This is a genomic window from Candidatus Poriferisodalis sp., assembly GCF_965208895.1.
Taxonomy (GTDB): domain Bacteria; phylum Actinomycetota; class Acidimicrobiia; order Acidimicrobiales; family Poriferisodalaceae; genus Poriferisodalis.
Genome location: NZ_OZ242363.1, coordinates 2,457,007 through 2,477,789, shown reverse-complemented (window position 1 = coordinate 2,477,789; position 20,783 = coordinate 2,457,007). Strand labels below are relative to the sequence as shown.

16 protein-coding genes are annotated in these 20,783 nt (G+C 66.9%); 12 read left to right on the top strand and 4 right to left on the bottom strand.

The window, feature by feature from the left end; translation table 11 throughout:
* The first annotated feature begins 21 nt into the window (after positions 1-21).
* The gene (gene recR, locus ACOGJB_RS11195) at positions 22-618 is read left to right on the top strand and encodes a recombination mediator RecR (protein WP_419837219.1); all 597 of its coding nucleotides are present in this window, start codon (positions 22-24) and stop codon (positions 616-618) included.
* Between the two features lie 208 nt (positions 619-826).
* Positions 827-1,228 (top strand): hypothetical protein, encoded by a 402-nt coding sequence (locus tag ACOGJB_RS11190; RefSeq protein ID WP_419837218.1) that lies wholly within the window; start codon positions 827-829, stop codon positions 1,226-1,228.
* 39 nt (positions 1,229-1,267) lie between these two features.
* On the opposite strand, the gene ACOGJB_RS11185 is transcribed toward ACOGJB_RS11190, so the two are convergent.
* Positions 1,268-2,449 carry an acetyl-CoA C-acetyltransferase gene (locus tag ACOGJB_RS11185; RefSeq protein ID WP_419837217.1) on the bottom strand — a complete coding sequence of 394 codons (1,182 nt, stop codon included), beginning with the start codon at positions 2,447-2,449 and terminating at the stop codon, positions 1,268-1,270.
* Between the two features lie 149 nt (positions 2,450-2,598).
* Between ACOGJB_RS11185 and ccrA the strand changes: the two genes are divergently transcribed.
* The 8 genes from ccrA (at position 2,599) to ACOGJB_RS11145 (ending at position 14,078) form a co-directional block, all read left to right on the top strand.
* The gene (ccrA, locus tag ACOGJB_RS11180) at positions 2,599-3,984 is read left to right on the top strand and encodes a crotonyl-CoA carboxylase/reductase (protein ID WP_419837216.1); all 1,386 of its coding nucleotides are present in this window, start codon (positions 2,599-2,601) and stop codon (positions 3,982-3,984) included.
* Between the two features lie 57 nt (positions 3,985-4,041).
* On the top strand, positions 4,042-4,443 hold the full coding sequence (gene mce, locus ACOGJB_RS11175; RefSeq protein WP_419837215.1) for a methylmalonyl-CoA epimerase: 402 nt from the start codon (positions 4,042-4,044) through the stop codon (positions 4,441-4,443).
* A gap of 127 nt (positions 4,444-4,570) precedes the next feature.
* The gene (locus ACOGJB_RS11170) at positions 4,571-5,653 is read left to right on the top strand and encodes a BMP family ABC transporter substrate-binding protein (protein WP_419837214.1); all 1,083 of its coding nucleotides are present in this window, start codon (positions 4,571-4,573) and stop codon (positions 5,651-5,653) included.
* 158 nt (positions 5,654-5,811) lie between these two features.
* A complete protein-coding gene (locus tag ACOGJB_RS11165) occupies positions 5,812-7,440 on the top strand; it encodes a site-specific DNA-methyltransferase (protein WP_419837213.1) in 1,629 nt (542 codons plus the stop codon).
* A 34-nt stretch (positions 7,441-7,474) separates the two neighbouring features.
* Complete coding sequence (locus ACOGJB_RS11160) at positions 7,475-10,003, top strand: DEAD/DEAH box helicase (protein ID WP_419837212.1); 2,529 nt, start codon at positions 7,475-7,477, stop codon at positions 10,001-10,003.
* A 49-nt stretch (positions 10,004-10,052) separates the two neighbouring features.
* A complete protein-coding gene (locus ACOGJB_RS11155; protein WP_419837211.1) occupies positions 10,053-11,162 on the top strand; it encodes an ABC transporter permease in 1,110 nt (369 codons plus the stop codon).
* 94 nt (positions 11,163-11,256) lie between these two features.
* Positions 11,257-12,315: an ABC transporter permease gene (locus ACOGJB_RS11150; RefSeq protein ID WP_419837210.1), complete on the top strand. Its 1,059-nt coding sequence runs from the start codon at positions 11,257-11,259 to the stop codon at positions 12,313-12,315.
* Entirely contained in the window at positions 12,312-14,078 is a 1,767-nt protein-coding gene (locus ACOGJB_RS11145) for an ABC transporter ATP-binding protein (protein ID WP_419837209.1), read from the top strand. Before ACOGJB_RS11150 ends, ACOGJB_RS11145 begins: the two co-directional genes overlap by 4 nt.
* A 25-nt stretch (positions 14,079-14,103) precedes the next feature.
* On the opposite strand, the gene ACOGJB_RS11140 is transcribed toward ACOGJB_RS11145, so the two are convergent.
* Positions 14,104-16,251 (bottom strand): bifunctional aldolase/short-chain dehydrogenase, encoded by a 2,148-nt coding sequence (locus ACOGJB_RS11140; RefSeq protein ID WP_419837208.1) that lies wholly within the window; start codon positions 16,249-16,251, stop codon positions 14,104-14,106.
* Between the two features lie 82 nt (positions 16,252-16,333).
* Positions 16,334-17,404 (bottom strand): S-methyl-5-thioribose-1-phosphate isomerase, encoded by a 1,071-nt coding sequence (mtnA, locus tag ACOGJB_RS11135; RefSeq protein WP_419837207.1) that lies wholly within the window; start codon positions 17,402-17,404, stop codon positions 16,334-16,336.
* A gap of 161 nt (positions 17,405-17,565) precedes the next feature.
* Here mtnA and ACOGJB_RS11130 point away from each other — a divergent pair, with 161 nt between their 5' ends.
* Entirely contained in the window at positions 17,566-17,796 is a 231-nt protein-coding gene (locus ACOGJB_RS11130; RefSeq protein ID WP_419837206.1) for a hypothetical protein, read from the top strand.
* Positions 17,797-17,845: 49 nt separating this feature from the next.
* The gene (locus tag ACOGJB_RS11125) at positions 17,846-18,907 is read left to right on the top strand and encodes a class I adenylate-forming enzyme family protein (RefSeq protein WP_419837205.1); all 1,062 of its coding nucleotides are present in this window, start codon (positions 17,846-17,848) and stop codon (positions 18,905-18,907) included.
* A gap of 256 nt (positions 18,908-19,163) precedes the next feature.
* Here ACOGJB_RS11125 and ACOGJB_RS11120 read toward each other — a convergent pair whose 3' ends face one another.
* On the bottom strand, positions 19,164-20,708 hold the full coding sequence (locus tag ACOGJB_RS11120; RefSeq protein ID WP_419837204.1) for an ATP-binding protein: 1,545 nt from the start codon (positions 20,706-20,708) through the stop codon (positions 19,164-19,166).
* Positions 20,709-20,783 lie beyond the last annotated feature (75 nt).

The window sequence follows — 20,783 nt, the reverse complement described above, 5'->3', positions numbered from 1 at the left end:
TCACCGGCGGCAGGGACTGACGTGTACGACGACGCGGTCGAAGACCTGATCGACGAGCTCAGCCGCCTGCCCGGCATCGGTCCCAAGAGCGCGCAGCGCATCACGTTCTGGCTGCTGAAGCGACCGGCGGCCGATGCACATCGCTTGGCCGCGGCCATCACTGCAGCCAAAGACCGGGTCGGATTCTGCAGCCAGTGCTGGAACCTCAGCGAGACCGACCCGTGTCCCAACTGCGCCGACCCGGCCCGAGCCAACGGGATGATCTGCGTCGTAGAAGAGCCTCGCGACGTGGTGGCGATGGAGAAAGCCGGCTTCCGGGGTCGCTACCACGTGCTCGGCGGGGCGCTGAACCCGCTGGAGGGCGTCGGCCCCGAACAGCTGCGCATTCGCGAGCTGCTTGCACGTCTCGACAGCGAGTCGGTCACCGAGCTGATCGTGTGCACCAACCCCAACATCGAGGGCGACACCACCGCGATGTATCTCGCCCGCCAGCTCGAACCCCTCGGTGTGCAGGTCACTCGTCTGGCGAGCGGCCTGCCCGTGGGCGGCGACCTCGAATACGCAGACGAGCTCACCCTCGAACGAGCCCTCCGCAACCGCCGCACCCTCGCCCCCTGACAGGCTGAGCCGATAGGCGAAGCCGTGGCCCGAGCGGCCCGTGAGCGACGGCGAACAAGAGCGGGAAATAACGAGTGCGGCAACGGGAGGGTTCACCTACTCGCGCGGCTCCTCAGGGGGGCGGGGCGTTAATCGCTGGACGGCGGGACGGTGGCTGCCTACGGTCCGTGTGGCACTTCCCCGGCGGCCTGCGCGCGCGAGGAGTGCTATGGCTGCCTTCGACCACGACGACCCGACGACGGGCCGCACGGCCCACGAGCTGCCTGTTGCGGTGTTCCGACCGTCACCCGATGAACGTGTGATGGTGGCGGGGCCGTGCCATGCGCAGGCACTGTGCCGCAGCGCCGGAACGGCACCGCAGGGGGTCGCCGCGGTGTTCGTGGACCCGTGCGGCGTGCTGTTGGCAATCGCCACTGCACCTGCGGCTGTGGTCGGGGCGATGCTCGTCGATCCGGCCCCGTTCGCCCGGTTGACCGAGCTGCTGGCGGCGAGCCGCATCTACCTGGAGGTTCCGTCTGCCGACGCTGCGGCGATGAGCGATGCAGTCCAGGCTGCGCTGTGGCCGCTCTGCGTTGCGACAGAAGTGCTCGCCCGGCCACAAGCGGCGTGAGGGAGCCTCCGGTGCCCGTTGATTCGCCAGTGACGCCGGCTAGGCGACCTTCAGGACGACGGCATCGCCTTGGCCGCCGCCCCCGCACAGCGCCGCCGCACCCAGGCCGCCGCCACGGCTGCGCAGCGCGCTGGTGAGCGTGAGCGCCAGGCGAGCCCCGGACATGCCGATCGGGTGGCCGAGTGCTACCGCGCCGCCGTTCGGGTTCACGATCTCCGGCGAGACGCCGAGATCCTCCGTCGACGCCACTGCCACGGCGGCGAAGGCTTCGTTGATCTCGAACAGCGACAGATCGTCCACCGTTACGTCAGTGCGCCGCAGCGCCCGCCGGATCGCATTCGCCGGCTGGTGCAGCAGGCAGGTGTCGGGCCCTGCCACCATGCCGTACGCCACGACTTCGGCCAGCGGCTCGATGCCGCGCTCGGCAGCCGCCTCGGGCGACATGACGATCAACGCGCAGCCGCCGTCGGAGATCTGCGAGGCATTGCCGGCGGTGACGGCACCGTCGGATGCGAACGCCGGTCGCAAACCGGACAGGCTCTCGGGTGTCGTTCCCGGTCGCACGCCCTCGTCGTCGAGCACCGCCAGCGGCTCGCCGCGGCGCTGCGGGATGCTCACCGCCACGATCTCGTCGTCGAAGCGCCCGTCCTTTTGAGCGGCCGCTGCACGCTCGTGCGACTGTGCTGAGTATTCATCCATAGCGCTGCGCGAGATGCCCGCACTCGCCGCGTCGCGTTCGGTGCCGTCGCCCATGTGCCCGTCGTCGAAGGCACACCACAGACCGTCGTGGATCATCGCGTCGAGCACCGTCGCTGAGCCCATGCGCATGCCGTTGCGCCCCTCGGGCAGCAGGTAGGGCGCGTTGGTCATCGACTCCATGCCGCCCGCAACGACCACGTCGGCGTCGCCCGCCGCGATCATCTGGTCGGCCATGTAGAGCGCGTTCAGCCCCGACAGGCACACCTTGTTGATGGTCATGGCCGGCACATCCATGGAGATCCCTGCGTTCGTCGCCGCCTGCCGGGCGGTGATCTGGCCCTGACCGGCCTGCAGCACTTGGCCCATCACCACATAGTCGACATCGGCAGCCGCAACACCGGACCGCTCCAGCGCGCCCTCGATCGCGATGCCGCCGAGCTGTGCGCCGCTCAGGCCGGCCAGCCCGCCGTTGAACTTGCCGATCGGCGTGCGTGCGCCCCCGACAATCACCGAACCAGACATCGCAACCCCCTCGCCTGCATCGACGCGCCAGCCCGCGGGCTGGGCGACAGATGTGTGAACGGCGAGTGTACGAAACGGCTCATGAGGCTGCCGGGGCGCCACTCGAGAGTGGAACTTGCAGCCCGTGCGCACCGTTAGCGTTCGGGTCCGTGAAGCAGTTCGCTGATGCCATCGCCGCCGGTGCGTCCGGTCCCGAACTCGAGGCCATGCCGATCCCGGAGAGCTTCCGTGCGGCCTATGTACGGCGCGATGAGCAGGCGATGTTCGAGGGGCGCGCTTCGGCCGACAAGGATCCCCGCGAGGCGGTGCACATCGGCGAGGTCGCCACGCCAGAACTCGCGCCCGACGAGGTGTACGTGGCGGTGATGGCCAGCGCCATCAACTTCAACACCGTCTGGACGTCGATCTTCGAACCCATGCCGACGTTCGGCTTCTTGGACCGGTTGGGTCGCGAGAGCCGCTGGGGCGCCCGGCACGCGCTCGACTACCACGTGCTCGGCTCCGACGCCTCAGCCGTGGTGCTGCGGTGCGGCTCGGCCGTGCGCAACTGGCGGCCTGGCGACCGGGTCGTCGTCCATTGCAACTACGTCGACGATCAGGATCCCGCCGCGCACGAAGACTCGATGAAGGCCTCCAATCAGCGGATCTGGGGCTTCGAGAGCAACTTCGGCGGTCTCGCCGACCTCTCCATCGTCAAGGCCAACCAGCTCATGCCCAAACCGGCGCACCTGTCCTGGGAGGAATCGGCGGTGAACGCGCTCTGCGGCGCCACCTCGTACAGGATGCTGGTCGGCGACAACGCCGCTCGCATGAAGCAGGGCGACTCGGTGCTCATCTGGGGTGCCACGGGCGGACTGGGTGGCTACGCCTGCCAACTCGTGCTCAACGGCGGCGGTGTGCCCGTCGGTGTCGTCAGCTCGCCAGACAAGGCGGAGCTGCTCGGCCAGCTCGGCGTGGAGCACACCATCGATCGCGGCGCCGAGGGCTATCGCTTCTGGAGCGACCCCCACACCCAGGACGAACGCGAGTGGCGCCGCTTCGGCAAGAAGGTGCGCAGCCTCATCGGCGACGACCCCGACATCGTGTTCGAGCATCCTGGGCGCTCAACCATGGGTGCCTCGGTGTTCGTCACCAAGCGAGGCGGCAAGATCGTGACCTGCGCCGCCACCAGCGGGTACATGATCGAGTACGACAACCGGCACCTGTGGATGCGCCTGAAGCAGATCCTGTCGAGCCATTTCGCGAACTACGCCGAAGCGTGGGCGATGAACCGCCTGATCGACCAGGGACGCATCCAGCCGATCCTGTCCAAGACGTTCGCGCTCGACGAGACCGGCTTGGCCGCCTGGCAGGTGCACCACAACCTGCACGAGGGCAAGCTCGGCGTGCTGTGCCTGGCCGACGAGCCGGGGCAAGGCATCACCGACCACGAGAAACGTGAGCGGATCGGCGAAGACCGCATCACGCTGTTCGCACGCCACGCCGCGTCGCTCGAAGCGGCGTCAACTGAGACAGGCAGCGCAGCCGCCGGCTAGCGCAGCCAAACGGCGTCGTCTGTGCGCGCAATTGCACCCAAGAGGAGAGCAACGCTGATGATCCTGACCGAGATCGACCACGTCGCCATCGCCGTGAAGGACCTCGATGCGGCAGTCGACTATTACACCGAGGCGTTCGGCGCAGAGGTCGCCCACCGCGAGACCGTTGATGCCGACGGCGTCGAAGAGGCGCTGATCAAGGTAGCCGACAGCTACATCCAACTGACCGCCGCCACCCGGCCCGACTCGCCCATTGCAAAGTTTCTCGAGCGGCGGGGCGAAGGCCTGCACCACGTGGGCTACCGGGTGGACGACTGCGCAGCAGCGCTGCAGGCGATGCTCGACGCAGGCGCCGTGCCGATCGACACTGCGCCGCGACCGGGCTCGCGTGGCACGACGGTCGCATTCGTCCACCCGAAGGGCAATCTCGGCACGCTCGTCGAACTCGTCGAGGAATAGGCTCGTGATCGGCAGTGCTTGCACTTCAGGTGCGCCGGACGAGCAGACCGGCGGCCCGTGCATTCGGGAGGGTCAGATGACATTGTTCGCGAGGCGATCCACGAGGCGATCCACGAGGCGATCCGCCGTGCGACGCACCGGGCGGCTCGCCGTGCTCGTTGCCGTGCTGGCGGTATTCGGCGCCGCATGCGGCAGCAGCGACGATCCGGCGCCCACGACGGCGGCGGCAGCACCTGCCACAACTGCGCCTGCTGTCACCGAAGCTCCCGCCGAACCCGACGAGTCTGACCCGATCAAGATCGGCTTGGTCACCGACACGGGCAAGGTGGACGACAAGAGCTTCAACCAGTCGGCATGGGAAGGCGCCCAGCAGGCCGCAGCAGCGCTCGGGGCCGATGTCCGCTACATCGAGACCGAAGAGGCCAAGGACTACGAGAACAACATCAACCTGTTCGTCGAAGACGGCGTGGACGTCATCGTCACGGTCGGCTTCGGTCTCGGCGACGCCACTATCGCGGCTGCGACGGCGAACCCTGACATCGACTTCATCGGCGTCGACCAGTTTCAGGCCGAGAATCTCCCGAACCTGACAGGGCTGATCTTCCCCGAGGACAAATCAGGCTTCTTGGCGGGCGCCTTGGCGGGGCTGATGACCGAGACCGACATCGTCGGCGCGGTGCTCGGCACCGATCTGGTGCCGCCGGTCGTTGCCTTCAAGGAGGGCTGGGAGAACGGCGCCCGATACACCAACCCGCAGGTGCAGACCATCTCCACATATCACCCAGGCGGGCTTGACATCGCTTTCGGCGATCCTGACTGGGGAGCGGCCACCGCCCGCCAAGCGCTCGACCAAGGCGCAGACATCATCTTCGGCGCCGGCGGCGCCACCGGCAACGGCGCCCTGATCGAGATCGCCTCCCAGGAGGGGGCCTACTGCGTGGGTGTCGACACTGACCAGTGGAACACCGTGCCAGAGGCGCGGCCGTGCCTGCTGACGAGCGCCATGAAGCTGATAACGCCGGGAGTGGCGGAACTGATCGAAGCGGCGGCAGCGGGCGAGTTCCCGGGCGGCAATCACCTTGGCGATGTGGGACTGGCGGCGTTCTACGACCACGACAGCGCGGTGAGCGACGACTTCAAGCTCAGCCTCGAGGCAATCAAGGGTTTGCTCGACTCCGGGGAGATCTCCACCGGCTACCCGCCGGGCTGATCCAGCGAGCCACGTTCTGAGCCGGTCGCCGTGGGCCGCGGGAATCTCGCCTCGTTGTGAGCGATCTCGCTGGTCCCGCGCTGCCCTCCCGCTCGCCCCGTTTCTGTGACACCGCAGGGCTACGGTGCTCATAGGGGTCGAGCAAGCGGGGAGGGCCGATGCCGACGCTGGATTTCAAGGGCAAGTCCCATGTCTACGGCCATCATCTGGTGGTGCCGTGGCGACCGCTGGTCCCGCATCCGGACCGATCCGTCGGAGCGGGTGAATTCGATGACAACCTGATCATCCACGGCGACAACCTGCACGCCCTCAAGGCGTTGCTGCCGCGCTACGCGGGCCGCGTCAAGTGTGTCTACATAGACCCGCCATACAACACAGGCAACGAAGGCTGGGTCTACAACGACAACGGCAACAGCCCGGCGTTGCGGCACTGGCTGTCCGAGAACGGCCCGGTCGACGGCGAGGATCTCGAACGGCACGACAAGTGGCTGACGATGATGTGGCCCCGCCTGCAGCTGCTGCGCCAACTGCTGTCCGACGACGGCGTGATCTTCGTGTCGATCGACGACAACGAGGTCCATCACCTCCGCATGATGATGGACGAGATTTTCGGCGAAGAGAACTTTTTTGTCACTCAAGTCCGTCGAGCGATGCACACGGTGCGCAACTCGAGCAAAGACTTCAACCTCAACGCTGACTACGTCGTCAGCTATGCCAAGGACAAATCATGGTTCGGCGAGTCAACGGATCGGTACATCCGTTATGTCTCTGACAAGTCGGCGAACTACCCGCGCGATGACAATGACGGCCGGGGTCCGTACAAGCTCGACCCGTTGAGCGCTCGCAACTTCTTCGAGCCGTACACCCACACATTTGAAAATGGTGTCGAGTGGTCGGCGCCCTCCGGCAGTTACCCCCGTTACTCGCGTAAACGGCTGCGAGAGATGGAAGCGTCGGGTGCGATCGAATTCGGCGGGACGGCACCTCGCGCAAAGCGATACCTCAGAGACGTCCAGGCCGGCCAGCCTCCCAACGCTGTGCTCGACCCCGACATCGTGCGTTTCAATGCCACCGGCACGACACTCCTGCAAACGATCTTTGGAGTTGGAGGTGTCTTTCCTCAACCAAAGCCTGTGGAACTCATTCAGTATTTGGTCGAGCTCCTGCGCGACCCCGAGGCGATTGTGTTGGATTCGTTTGCCGGGTCGGGGACGACTGGGCATGCTGTGCTGGCTCTGAACAAGGCCGACGGCGGCAATCGGCGCTTCATCATGGTCGAATGCGAGGACTACGCCGATGAGGTGACGGCGGAACGGATACGTCGCGTGATCGCCGGTGTGGACACGGGTCGGGGCGAATCGCTCCGCGAAGGTCTCGGGGGGACGTTCACATTCTGCACGCTGGGTGAACGCACCAGCGGCAACGGGATGCTCAGCGGCGAATCGCTGCCCAGCTTCGACGACCTTGCCGCATGGCTGGTGCATTCCGCCACGGGCTTGTCGATTGGCACGGAGGATCTGGCGACGCGCGACGAAAACGGACTGATCTTCAGCGATGATTCCCGCGACTACTACCTCATCTATGAGCCCGACATCGCGTGGCTCCGGACCAACGAGTCAGTGCTGACGGCACCGCGTGCGGAAGCAATCGGGGCCATGTGCCGCGAGCGCGACCGCAACGCAGTGGTGTTCGCGACGGCCCGTTACATCCCTCAGGACGAGCTGAAGGACATGAGGGTCATGTTCGCCCAGCTTCCGTTCGCGGTCCAGCAGATCGACGAGGCGTAGCGGTGACAGCGATGCCGTCCGCGAAAGTGCAGTCATGCTGGAACTGAAGGAGTATCAGCGCCGGACACTCCGGGCATTCTCGGAATGGGAGCAGGCCCTCGCCACGGCTCATCAAGAGTACGAGCAACGCGCGTTGGTGCTGTCTCGCGCGAGTCTGGAGCCAAGCGCAGACGATGCGAACTATCCAGCAAAGGCGTGGGCGTCCCTGTCTGGCAGCGAGAGCATTCTCGCGGGCGAACGGCCCCATGTGGATCGCTACGACGGTGCTGGCCGCTCGATACCGCATGTCTGCTTCAAGATCCCGACCGGCGGCGGCAAGACACTGCTGGGCGCTGCTGCGCTGGAGCGTCTCGGGATGCAGACCGGTTTCGTGCTGTGGATCGTGCCGTCTCGGGCCATCTACGCCCAGACGCGCAAGGCGTTCTGGACGCGCCAGCATCCTTACCGCCAATTGCTCGAATTTGCCAGCGGCGGCCGAGTCAAGGTGATGGAGAAGGACGACCGGCTCCAGCAAGGCGATCTCGACAACTACTTGTGCGTCATGTTGCTCATGTTGCCCGCTGCGAACCGGCGTAAGGGCAAGGAGTTCCTGAGGATGTTCCGCGACTCGGGCCGCTACTCCACGCTGTTCCCTCGCGAAGACGATGTGGCTGCCTTCGCGGCGCTGCTTGAGACCCACCCTGATCTCGAGACCAACCCGAGCGGGACCGTCAAGCACAGCCTGTTCAACGTGCTCAAGATGCAGCGCCCGGTGGTGGTGCTCGACGAAGCGCACAAGGCCTACGGAGGCAAGGGCGCGGATGATTTCGTGGCTGCTGTCAACCGGCTCAACCCTCGGTTGGTGATTGAGCTGTCTGCCACGCCGAACGCTGCCATCAGCAACCTGCTCGTGGACATATCGGGTGCCGATCTCGGCCGGGAGGAGATGATCAAGCTGCCGGTGGAGGTCAGCACCAGCGACGGCGACTGGACTGACACCTTGGCCCGCGCCCACGACCGCCTCGTCGATCTGACAGCCGCGGCGCAGCAACTCGAAGGCCGCAGCGGGCGCTACATACGGCCCATCGGCGTGATCCGCGTGGAGCGGACTGGCAAGGATCAGCGCGGCACCGGTTATCTCCACGCCGAGGACGTGCGCGAACATCTCATCGGCCGACTTGGCGAGGCACCTGAATCGGTACGTGTGAAGTCGTCTCAGAGCGATGAGATCGCCGGCGAAGATCTCATGTCGCCGTACTCATCGGTGCGCTGGATAATCACCAAGGCGGCTTTGATGGAGGGCTGGGATTGTCCCTTCGCGTACGTGCTGGTCATGCTGGACAACACACGCAGCAGTACGGCGATCACCCAGCTCATGGGACGAGTCATGCGCCAACCCGGTGCCCGCCGAACCGGCGAGACCGCTCTGGATCGCTGCTACGTGCATTGCTGGCAGACCGGTGTAGACGAGTCTGTCAACGCAGTCAAGCACGGCTTGGAAAACGAAGGTCTGACCGGGCTCGGTCAAGACGTGCAGACCTCCGATGTCCTCTCGGTGGAGCCTCGCGTTATCGAGCGGCGCCCTCAGTTCCGTGACGCCGACATATTCCTTCCCAAAGTACTGGCACGCCGGGACGAGACATGGGTGGACTTGAGCTATGAACGCGACATCCTGCCCGGGATCGACTGGGCCTCGCTGGAGGTGCCCGATACGGGAGACCACCGCAGCGGTCAGAGAGAAGCGACTGAGCAGACCATCAGTGTCGGACTCGACGATGACGGCATCTCAACCTCGCTGACTCGGCGCGTGGGCATGACGGCCGACAATTCAGTGTCCATCGTCTGGTTCGTCCGGCAACTGATCGACATGGTGCCCAATCCGTGGCAGGCCTCGCGTGTTGCGCTCGGCTACATCGGTGCGCTGCGCGCAGAGGGCCACGACGACGGCGAGATCTATGCGGACCGCCGCTGGCATGTGAACCATGTCCGGGAGAGCCTGGCCGCAGAGATCGACGCTGCCGCTCAGGCCGTATTCGTGTCGAAGCTGCGTTCGGGAGACATTCGGTTCGACCTTGAAGCCAGCGAGCCGAATTTCAAGATGGCTGACACATTCACCTACATATGGAGCGAGGGCGACCACACGTTCGAATACGCCGGCCGGCCGGTTCAGCAGAGCCTGTTCGACCCGCTGTTCCAAAATCAGTTCGACTCCGACCTCGAGCGCCAGTTCGCGTTCTACCTCGACGAACACGAAGCGATCGACTGGTGGCATCGCGTCGCCGCCCGACAATCGCACGACTACTACCTGCGAGGCTGGCAGACCGACCGCATCTGGCCAGACTTCGTCGCACTGTCTGCTTCGGACGACCGCGCGGCCCGGCTGCTGGTGGTGGACACCAAAGGCGAGCACCTCGCGGGCAACGCTGATACGACCTACAAGGAGCAGGTCTTCGCCACGCTGGAGGAGCATTTGAGCGGCGCCGACGCCATCGACTGCGGAGAAGTCAAGCTGGGTCCCCGTGGCGAGCAGGGTCGCTTCCGAATCGTTTTCCATCAGCACCAGTTCGACGAGGCACTTGCTTGACCTCCCCCGGAGCTGCCGCCCTCGGCCGTGAATGCGCTGAGGTGGTCGGTTGACATCCTCCGGTGTCGCTGTCACGGGACGAGTCCAAGCTCGCCGCCAGGCATTCCTGCGCGCCGCGGCCGTGCCGCTGGCATCGGTCGTGCTGGGGCTCGTCCTCGGAGCGGTGCTCATCGCCGTGCAGGGCCATTCGGTGCTCATCGCCTACGGAGCACTGGTCCTCGGCGGGGCCGGCGATGCCGATGCCGTGCTGCGCACCTTGCAGAAGGCGACGCCGCTCATCTTCGGCGGCTTGGCTGTGGCCTTCGCGTTCAAGGCGGGCCTTTTCAACATCGGCGGGCAGGGTCAGCTGCTGGTCGGTGCTGCGTTCGCCGCCGGCGTCGGATTCGGGATCGACGGCCTGCCGCTGGTCGTCCACCTGCCGCTGGCACTGCTGGTGGGCGCGATTGCCGGAGCGGCATGGGGCGCGATTGCCGGAGTGCTGAAGGCCACCTCAGGGGCGCACGAGGTGATCGTGACGATCATGCTCAACTTCGTGGCCGGCAATCTGACGGACTGGCTGGCAGCGAACCCCTGGCAGGACCGATCGGGCTCCAACATCATCGCGCGCACCCCGCTGGTCGAGCCGTCGGCTGAGATCCCCACCTGGGGGTGGCTGCCGGCGGGCTTTTTGCTGGCGGTGATCGCAGCGTTCGCGTGCTGGTTCGTTCTGGAACGCACTACCTACGGCTTCGAAGTGCGCAGCGTGGGCGCGAACCGTCATGCTGCCCGCTATGCGGGCATCTCGGTGGCCTGGATCCTGGCCTCGACCATGGCAGTGGCGGGGTTGCTGGCCGGCCTTGGCGGCGCGATCGAGTCGCTCGGCGTCGATGGTCGCTTCGAGGCGGGCGTCAACGTGGGTCTCGGCTTCGAGGGCATCACCATCGCGCTGCTGGCGCGCACCAACCCCATCGCGGTCATTCCTGCGGGGTTGCTGGTGGGTCTGATGGAGGCGGGTGCCGCCAAGATGCAGTTCGAGTCGGGAGTAGCGCCAGAGATCATCGACGTGATCCAAGCGCTCATCTTGCTGTTCGTGGCAGCACCGTTGATCGTGCGTTGGCTGCTGCGGCTGCGCGACGCTGACGACCGACGCCTGACGCTCGGCGCGGGGTGGGGCCGATGACTGCCGCGGACAGCGTCTGTGCAGGGCTCGATCCGGCGCGCAGTGTCTCGCTAGCACATCTGATGCGATTCGGCGCGGAATCGAGCGGGAGGTCATGAGTTCGATGGCACTGGACCCGAGCGCCGGTTCGCCCCACGACCGCGCCGGCGCCAACCCGTTTCGGTGGATCCCACAGCGCGCGTGGTCGCTGGCCGCGGCGGCGGCGCTGGTGGCGGTGGTGTGGGGCTTCTACGCTTGGGACGGGGCACAGACCACCGCCGTGCTGTCAGGCACCGTCCGCGGCGCCACCCTGCTGGTGCTCGGCGCCATGTGCGGGATGATCGGCGAGCGCTCGGGCATCGTGAACATCGGCATCGAGGGGCAGTTCCTGATGTCGGCGTTCACCGCGTTCACCGTCGCATCGATCTCGGGCTCGCTGTTCCTGGGCGTGGTGGCAGGCGTCAGCACCGGGTTCGCCATGGGCTGGATGCTCGCGGCGATGGCGGTGGGGCTGCGGACCGACCAGATCATCGCCGGCACCGTGCTGAACATCGCGGCGCTGGGTCTCACGTCGTTCTTCTATGACCGCGGCCGATCGCTGGGCCAGCCCAAGTATCAGGCGATCGAGCTGGGGCCGCTCGCCGATCTCCCGGTGGTCGGCACAGCGCTGTTCAGCCGGCCGCCGCTCACCTACCTCGCGCTGGTGCTGGTAGTGGTGCTCCACGTGCTGTTGCTGCGCTCGGTGTGGGGTATGCGCACGACCGCGATCGGGGAGCATCCCGGTGCCGCCGCAACCGTGGGCATCGATGTGATCCGGCTGCGTTACTTGAATGTGACCCTGGCCGGCGGTCTGGCGGGCCTCGGCGGCGCGTATCTGGCGCTGGAGTCGGTGGGCACGTTCTCCCGAGCCATGACCGGCGGCCGGGGATTCCTGGCGCTCGCCGTCATGATCTTTGGGCGGCGAACCCCGCTCGGTGCGTATGCGGCGGCGCTGTTCTTCGGATTCACCACGGCGTTGCAGGGCCAGTTCCAGCTCAACGACACCTTCGACATCCCAGCACAGTTCGTGGGGATGCTGCCCTTCGTCGTGACGATCATCGTGGTGGCGGCCGCCGGCCTGTTCGGCCGGATGCGCGACCCGGCTGCGCTGGGCCAGCCCTACGAGGTCCGATGATGGCTGCGGCAGCGGGGTCCGCTGGGGTTCAGCTGGAGTCTGAAGCAGCCGCTGCGCAGCCCGAGGTGTTGCTGGCAGGCCGTCACATCACCAAGCGATTCAGCTCGGTCGTCGCCAACGACGATGTGTCGATTGAGCTGCGGCCTGGTCGGATCCTGGCGCTGCTCGGCGAGAACGGCGCCGGCAAGAGCACGCTCGTCAACGTGCTGTTCGGTCTGCACCGGCCCGATGCGGGCCAGGTCGTGATTGCCGACGAGGAGGTCGAGCTGTCGAGCCCGCACGACGCCATCGCCCGCGGCGTCGGCATGGTGCACCAGCACTTCCAACTGGTGCCGCCGATGAGCGTCGTGCGCAACATCGTGCTCGGCGCGGAGCCGCGCAAGCTCGGGATGATCGACGTCGCACAGGCGCGCCGCCGGGTGCTGGATCTGGCAGACCGGTTCGGGCTCCATGTCGACCCTGACGCCGCGGTGGAAGACCTGCCCGTCGGCGCGCAGCAGCGGGTCGAGATTCTCAAGGCGCTGTACCGCGATGCCAAGGTGCTGATCGCTGACGAGCCGACCGCAGTGCTCACTCCTCAGGAGACCGACCATCTGCTTGATGTGCTGCGTGGGCTGACGGATCAGGGCGTCGGCATCGTGTTCATCACGCACAAGCTGCGCGAGGTCATGGCAGCCGCCGACGACATCGTCGTGCTGCGCGAGGGCAGGGTCGTGGGCACCACCACGCCTGCGCAGACCAGCGAGGCGGCGCTGGCGGAGCTGATGGTCGGCCGCGCTGTCGACCTGCATGGCGACCGGTTCGAGTCCGGTGCCACCGGTGTCGGGTCGGCACCCGCTGCCACCGTTGTCGATGAAGCATCCGGCCAGATGACGCAGACCGGGGTTGCTGCGGATACCGGTGTCGGCGCCCTGGTCAGACGCGCGGTCGTCGATCCGGTGCCGCTGAGCGCGGGTCACCGCAGCGTTGCGGATGCAGGACCGGCAGTTGCCCTTCAGCCGCCGGTTCTCGACATTGTCGGCCTCTGCGCTGATGACGACCGCGGCCAGCGTGCGGTCGACGAGCTGTCGCTGAGCGTGCGTGCGGGAGAGATCGTGGGGGTCGCCGGCGTGGAAGGCAACGGCCAACGGGAGCTGGTCGAGGCCATCACGGGCTTGCGGCACGCAGCCTCGGGCACGGTGTCGATCAGCGACCGGGACGCCTCAGGTGCCCGGCCGCGGCAGGTCACGGTCATCGGCGTGGGACACATTCCCGAGGACCGGGCCAAGCACGGGCTGATCGGCTCGTACTCGGTGGCCGACAATTCGGTGCTGAACCGCTACTTCAGGCCGCCGTTCGCGGCGGGAGGCATGCTGCGCCGTGACCGAATCACCTCCCACGCCGAAGACGTGGTGGCCGCCTTCGACGTGCGCACGCCCAGCGTGGATCTGCCAGCGGACAATCTCTCGGGCGGCAACAAGCAGAAGCTCATCGTGGGCCGCGAGTTCTCCGACGACATCGATCTGCTCATCGCCGCTCAGCCCACCCGCGGCATCGACATCGGCGCCATCGAATTCATCTGGCGCCGCATCCGCGAGCGGCGCGACGAAGGCACCGCCGTGCTGCTGGTTTCCGCCGAGCTGGACGAGGTGCTGGCGCTCAGCGACCGGGTTGCCGTGATGTACGAGGGCCGCATCGTGGCCACCGTCGACCCTCGCACCGCCACCCGCGAAGAGATCGGCCTGCTGATGGCCGGCGCCACCCCCGCCGCTTCGAGCAGCTAGGCGACTTGATCGCCGTCAGCGGCGACTAGACGACACGGTCGCTGCCGCCGTCTTGGGGGATCTGGGCGCCGGTGGTGTGCGCGAATGCCGGGCCGCACATCTGGGCGATGAGGGCGCCGACGTCGGCTGATGACAGCTCGCGGCCGAGCAGGTTGCGCTTGCGGTACTGCTCGGAGGTCAGCCCGTAGGCGGCGGCGCGCTCGGCGATGAGCTCGTCGGACCACAGTCCGGTGTCGAACACGCCGTCGGGGTGCACCACGTTGACGGTGATGCCATCGCCGGCCCATTCGAGAGCTGCGACACGGGCGAGCTGGGTAAGCGCGGCCTTGGAAGCGGAGTACGCGGCGGCGCCGCGGCCAGGTGCGGGAACATTCTTCGAGCCCACGATGACAACCCGGCCACCGGTCGGGGAATGCCGCAGCAGGCGGTGGGCGGCTGCGATCGTGTTCGCCGTTCCGCTCACGTTGATGTCGAACGTCTGCTGCCACTCTGCGCGCAACTCGAGCGTCGCGTCTCGGACACGGAATGCGGTGCCTTCAGCATCGGTGCGCTCAGGGTCGAGGTGGCTCGATCGGTCTGCCTCGCTGGCGTCGGGTTCCTCCACGTCGCAACCGGCGAGCGCAGCAAGCGGTGCGGACGGACCGAAGATGCCGGCTGCGGCCACCACGATGTCGACACCGCCGAAGCACTCGACGGCCTCCTGCAGTGCGATCGCCATGTCGTCCGGATCGGTGACGTCGGCAATTACATGGCGACGCGTGGACCCCGCGGCGCGCCCCGGCCCCTCGTCCAGATCGACGCCGACCACCGCGGCACCCTGCGAGGCCAATGCTGCGGCTGCTGCTTGACCGATTCCCGACGCAGCTCCGGTCACCAGCGCCACCTGACCGGCCAACGCAGCGGGCGTACCGGCACGAGCGAGCTTGGCCTGCTCGAGTTCCCAGTACTCCACGTCGAACAGATCGGCCTCGCTGAGCGCCACGTAGCCGCCCAGCGCCTCCGCAGCACAAATCACGTCGATCGTGTGGAGATAGATGTCCGCAGCGATGTCGCAGTCGACTGCCCGGCACCCAGCGGTCCACAGTCCGAGCTGAGGGTCGAGCACAACACGCGGTGCGGGATCCAGCATGGTGAGAGCGGTCTGCGCGCCGTGCTCGTCGTGGCGGGCACTGTTGCGCTCGAAGTAGGCGCGATAGTCCTCGACGAAGGCATCGACATCGCGGCCCACCATCGGGAACTGCTTGGTACGGATGATGTGATCTGGGGTCGCCGGCCCACGGCATGCCACCGACGCCACATCGTCGCGAGCACAGAACGCGTCGGCGCGCTCGTCGCGCACGGCGCGCAGCAGCATCGGCGCGCCGGCCGCAACTGAAATTGCCGCTCGCAGCCCCGCTATCGACTCGTGCTCGCCTTGCGTTGGCGCCGCGCTGCCGGCACTGCCCCACAGTTCTTCCGGCAGGCTGTCGTCACCGGTCTCGCCGAATGAGGGCACGCCCGCCTCCGCAAGGCACTGCTCGGCTTCGCTGATCGCGTCGACCATCGAGTCGTATGCTTGGCGGGTCGTCTGGCCGAACGTGAAGATCCCGTGGTTCAGCAGGACCATTGCCTCGGTGCGGTCATGGGCTTGGGCCCGCCATTCGTCCGCGCAGCGACGGGCCAGGTCGAAGCCGGGCATCACGTAGGGCACCACGACGACCCGGTCGCCCCAGAGCTCACGCACCTTGGCGTCGCCGTCAGCGGTGTTGGTGAGCGCCAAGACGGCGTCGGCATGGCTGTGCAGCACGGCGCGATGGGGCAGCAGCGCATGCAGGATCGCTTCCACCGATGGATTCGGCGCCGACGCATCGAGCAGACCGATGCGCAGCTGGTTCACCATCTCGGTGTCGCTCAGCTTCGGTAGCTGCGCCAGTCGCCGCACCGGTTCGAGGCGCAGCGGTGCGAAGCCCGGAGGCTCGATGGTCGCCAAGTCCCAGCCGCTGCCCTTCACCCACAGCGTGGGTACCGGCTCGCCCCAGGCGTCGGTGCTGTGGCCCTTGATCGAAGTGTTGCCACCGCCGTGCAACACCAGCGCCGGATCGGCCCCCACCAATCGTGAGCCGTAGGTGATCTCACCGAGATCGCCCAAGTCGGCCCAGCGAGCTGCCTCTGCGTCATCCCAGCGATTCAGCATCCGACGGCTCCCAGCCTGGTTGGCTCGGCCCCCGCCAGCGCCAGCGGCGGGTACCCGCGCGTACTCGTCATTCGCCCGATCCTCACCCGGGGCCTCCGGCCGCGGCCAGTGCGCGAGCAATGGAGTGGTTGTACGGCGGCTGCAGCACGCCCGCGTCGGTGATGATCGCCGCGATCAGGCGAGCCGGTGTCACATCGAAAGCGGGATTCACGGCGTCCGCGCCGGCAGGCGTGAGACGGCTGCTCCCGGCGCGGTGCACCTCGTCGGGGTCCCGCTGCTCGATGACGATGCACTCGCCCGACGGAACCGCTGCATCGATCGTGGTGGTTGGCGCGGCGACGTAGAAACCGATGCCCGCGTCGGCAGCGGCAAGCGCATGCGCGTAGGTGCCGACCTTGTTTGCAGTGTCGCCGTTGGCGGCAATGCGATCTGCCCCCACGATCACTGCGTCGACCTCGCCGCGGGCGATCAGCGAGGCCATCGCGCCGTCGGCGACAACCGACACGTCGATGCCCGCGTCGGCGAGCTCCCACGCAGTGAGCCGGGCGCCCTGCAGCAGCGGCCGGGTCTCGGCCGCCAGCACACGGACCGGCTCGCCCGCTGCAGCCTTGGCGTACACAACGGCCAGTGCGGTGCCCATGCCCGCGGTTGCCAGCCGTCCGGCATTGCAGTGTGTGGCGATGACCGTTGCATCCGCGAGCAGTACGCGCCCGAGGCGACCGATCTCGGCGCACGCCAGCGCGTCTTCGGCGCCGACGGCCAGGGCCTCGTCCAAGAGCCGCCGGCGCATCTGCGCGACGTTGGCCACGCCGGGCTCGGCGAGCGCAGCGTCGATCGTGCGGTCCACGGCCCAGCGCAGGTTCACTGCAGTCGGGCGGGCATTGCCGACCTGGGTCCTCAAGCGCTCCAGCACGGCCCGTGCCTCGGGCAGCGAATTCGCCCCAGCCTCGTCGAAGCCGACGACCACGGCGAGGGCACCGAATGCCCCGAGCGCCGGCGCTCCACGGATTGCGAGCCGTCCGATCGCATCGACGGCGGTTGCCACGTCTCGCACGCTGATGAAGGCCAGCTCAGCGGGCAGGCGCGTCTGATCGATGATCTCGATGCTGTCGCCGGTCCAGCGCAGCGTTGGCGTCGGCTTGGACTCATTCATGCCACCCTCAGTCTCGCGCCCATGTGTGACGATTCCGCCGCGAGAGGCGTTTCCGCATGTGCCTCTGCGCCCCGCCGCGCTGAGTGCAAGAAATTGGCCCGTGACCGTGCAGGACCCATCGGTAGAGTCGTATGAGAGTGGGGCTCAACAGCAGGAGCGGGATGGTGACACCAGACGAAACGCGGGAATTCCTGACCGAGATGTTCGGACAGATCGGCGAGCGCTTCGACCGCGTGGACCAGCGGTTGGACGGCGTGGACAAGCGGTTCGATCGTGTGGACGACCGCATGGACCAGATCGAGCACAAGGTCGATCGGCGGTTCGAAGAACTGACAGTCGTCAACAATTCGCTGATCGATGCCGTAGCCGATATCAACAAGCGACTGAGCTGAACACCTGCAACGACTCATCGCGCTGGCGCTCGGAGGCGGCGAACGCTTCGTGGCCGAGCTGCAGCGCGCTTGGGATGCCGGCGACGCCGTGTTGCCGGTCGATCAGCGGCTCCCGGCTGCAGCCCAAGAGGAACTCGTCGGCCGAATGGGCGCGAGCGTCGTTGTGGATGCCACAGACCGTCACCGCCGCCGCGGCGGTTGGGAAGTCGAGGCCGGCGACGCACTCGTCATGGCCACCAGCGGAAGCACCGGTGAGCCGAAAGGCGCCGTGCTCACCCACGCAGCCATAGAAGCCAACGCGATGGCAACCAGCTCCGCCCTCGAGGTCGACCCGAGCACCGATCGCTGGCTGGCCTGCCTGCCGCTCGCCCACGTCGGAGGCCTCGCAGGAGTAGTCCGCGCACTGCTCACCGACACCCCACTCGATGTCCACGACGGATTCGACACAGCAGCAGTCGAAGCAGCAGCCCGCCAAGGCGCCACGCTCACCTCACTGGTGCCCACGGCACTCGCGCGCATCGACGCCACAGCATTCCGGGCAATCCTGCTCGGCGGTTCAGCGATGCCCGCCCAGCGCCCCTCCAACACGGTCGCCACCTACGGCATGACCGAGACATTCAGCGGCGTGGTCTACGAAGGCTGGCCCCTACAAGGCGTCGAACTCCGCATCCAAGACAGCGAGGTCCAGCTCCGCTGCCCGATGCTGCTGCGCACCTACCGCGACGGAACCGATCCCCGAACCGAAGACGGCTGGTTCGGTACAGGAGACGCTGGCGTCCTCTCGAAAGAAGGCCAACTCTCCGTCTTCGGCCGAGTAGACGACATGATCACCACCGGCGGAGAAAAAGTCTGGCCAGGAGCAGTAGAGCGAATCCTCGCCGACCTGCCCACCATCGCGGAAGCAGCAGTAGTTGGCCGCCCAGACCCCGAATGGGGCCAAGCAGTAACCGCAGTAGTCGTCCCAACCGGCGCCAACCAGCCCCCCGAACTGGAAGCACTGCGTGACGCAGTGAAGGCCCACCTCCCCGCCTACTGCGCCCCCCAAGCCATCGAGCTCGTCAGCAAACTGCCGCAAACACTCCTAGGAAAGACCCAACGCTGGCGCATCTGAGATCGGCCGCCCGCGCTGTCACCGACGTCGACGAGACTCCACCCGACGACGGCAATGGAGATGACGGCGGCGCCAACGGCTCCGGCATCTTCGACATCACCATCAACTGACCCCGCGCAGGGGGTCGTCTTGATCGTCCCGGGCCTGTTCGGCTGAGTGAGGCCCTGTCCGTTACGGCGGGCGGGGCCTCGCCGCGTCGGCACAGTCTGGATGGCGCTTCCCCTGCGACCTGCAGATGCCGTCGCGTTCTTGTGCTCTACGTGCCTGCGGCGGGCCGGACGTAGTGCGCACCACGCCGTTCTCCTCGAAGCTCGAGGTGACCCAGGTCGACGAGGGTCGTCAAGTCTGCGAGGGCTTCACGGCGGTCCACCTTGAACAGTTCCCGGTAGTCCGCATTCGAGACATGGCCCTCCGCGTCGAGGAGTTCGTCCATCCGAAGCATGCGAGATCGCAGTCGCGCAGCGCGTGTCGAGCGGTCACGGTCGGCGCGACGCAGGTCCGCCGCGCTCGACGACATCGACTCATCCGCAGTGCCGACGCCCTCGCCGTCGCTCAGCACGTCGCTGGCGGATGCAGCAGGCGTGTTGCGGAGACGCACGACATGGCTCGACCCGTCGGCGTCGATCTCCGGCGGCAGCAGGCCCATGCCGCTCATCTCGCGGAACATCCGGGGGACGCCCTCGCCTTCATCACGCATGATCCCTGCCGCTGCGAGGACGCGCACGAGCACCGGATTGCGGCTCGCATGTGTGGGCACTCCGTTGCGCAGCGCTTCGAGCGTCACCGGAGGCACAAGCCCGCCGGGGCTGTGCACCTCCATCCGGTCGCTGTAGAACCAGACCTCGATGCCGCGCCCGAAATCGTCGTAATCGCGGTGCGCCACGGCGTTTACCAGCGCTTCTTGCCAAGCGACCTCGGGATACTCCGGAGTGTCTTCGAAGTGCAGCCCGCTCAGGCTCTCCGAACGTCGGACTTGGCCACGAACCACATCTCGAAGCGACTCGATGAGCGCAGCGATCGGCAAGTCGAGTTGCGCGATCTGGGTGACGTTGCGCTGCGCGCCATGCGAGCGCACTGTTCCGTCCACCCGGAACACGCGGGCATCTGCACGCGGGTGCCAGCGCCAGACGGAGTCGCGCGCAAACATGAGCACTGCGGCGTTGGTGACGCGGACGCCGCTTGGCCCGCCCGGGTGGATCAGCCCGTACCGGAACAAGACTTCGGTCGGTGGCCTGCCGGCTTCGGCGACGCGACGGAAGAACCGCTCGGCGAGCCCCATGTCGAGGTCATCGAGTGAGGCGTCAAGGCAGATGCGCTGCTCGTAGCCGTGACGCCGGTAGGCCGTCTTGCGTTCGTTGATCGCTTCTTGGGACTCTCGTACCACGGTGTCGCCAACGCGATATGGGAACCCGTTGCCCTCCACCATGACTGCCTCGGCACTGGGATCGACAGCGACAACGATCAGTTCCGTACCATCGAGCACAACGCGTTGCGTGCGAGGCCGCAACGCCGGAACGATGCGCCTCGCGGGAACGGCCAGGATGTCGGCGATCGCATCGTCGGGGTAGCCATGGCCCGACGGTGTGCCGTCGTCGTCGACTCCCAGGATCAGGATGCCGCCGTCGCTGTTGGCAAACGCGGCAAGCGCCTCGGTAACGAATTTTCGCACTGCGGAGCGGGCGAGGACACGTCGCCGACCGCCGTCCCGGTCCCAGAGCGATTTGAATTCCACGAACTGTCCTTCGCCGCCTCCGAGCAGACGTCGCAGCTCCGGCTCGCTGAACAGCTCAACCCCAGACATTTGCCAAGCATATGCCTGTTTTGACGGTCATATATTGGCCGTCGTGCAGCGACGGGAATGGTTCGCGTCAATTGC

Coding starts and splice junctions, on each gene's coding strand:
- ACOGJB_RS11190 (WP_419837218.1), top strand. CDS start 827: ATGGCTGCCTTCGACCACGACGACCCGACGACGGGCCGCACGGCCCAC.
- ACOGJB_RS11185 (WP_419837217.1), bottom strand. CDS start 2,449: ATGTCTGGTTCGGTGATTGTCGGGGGCGCACGCACGCCGATCGGCAAG.
- mce (WP_419837215.1), top strand. CDS start 4,042: ATGATCCTGACCGAGATCGACCACGTCGCCATCGCCGTGAAGGACCTC.
- ACOGJB_RS11165 (WP_419837213.1), top strand. CDS start 5,812: ATGCCGACGCTGGATTTCAAGGGCAAGTCCCATGTCTACGGCCATCAT.
- ACOGJB_RS11160 (WP_419837212.1), top strand. CDS start 7,475: ATGCTGGAACTGAAGGAGTATCAGCGCCGGACACTCCGGGCATTCTCG.
- ACOGJB_RS11150 (WP_419837210.1), top strand. CDS start 11,257: ATGAGTTCGATGGCACTGGACCCGAGCGCCGGTTCGCCCCACGACCGC.
- ACOGJB_RS11145 (WP_419837209.1), top strand. CDS start 12,312: ATGATGGCTGCGGCAGCGGGGTCCGCTGGGGTTCAGCTGGAGTCTGAA.
- ACOGJB_RS11140 (WP_419837208.1), bottom strand. CDS start 16,251: ATGCTGAATCGCTGGGATGACGCAGAGGCAGCTCGCTGGGCCGACTTG.
- mtnA (WP_419837207.1), bottom strand. CDS start 17,404: ATGAATGAGTCCAAGCCGACGCCAACGCTGCGCTGGACCGGCGACAGC.
- ACOGJB_RS11130 (WP_419837206.1), top strand. CDS start 17,566: ATGGTGACACCAGACGAAACGCGGGAATTCCTGACCGAGATGTTCGGA.
- ACOGJB_RS11120 (WP_419837204.1), bottom strand. CDS start 20,708: ATGTCTGGGGTTGAGCTGTTCAGCGAGCCGGAGCTGCGACGTCTGCTC.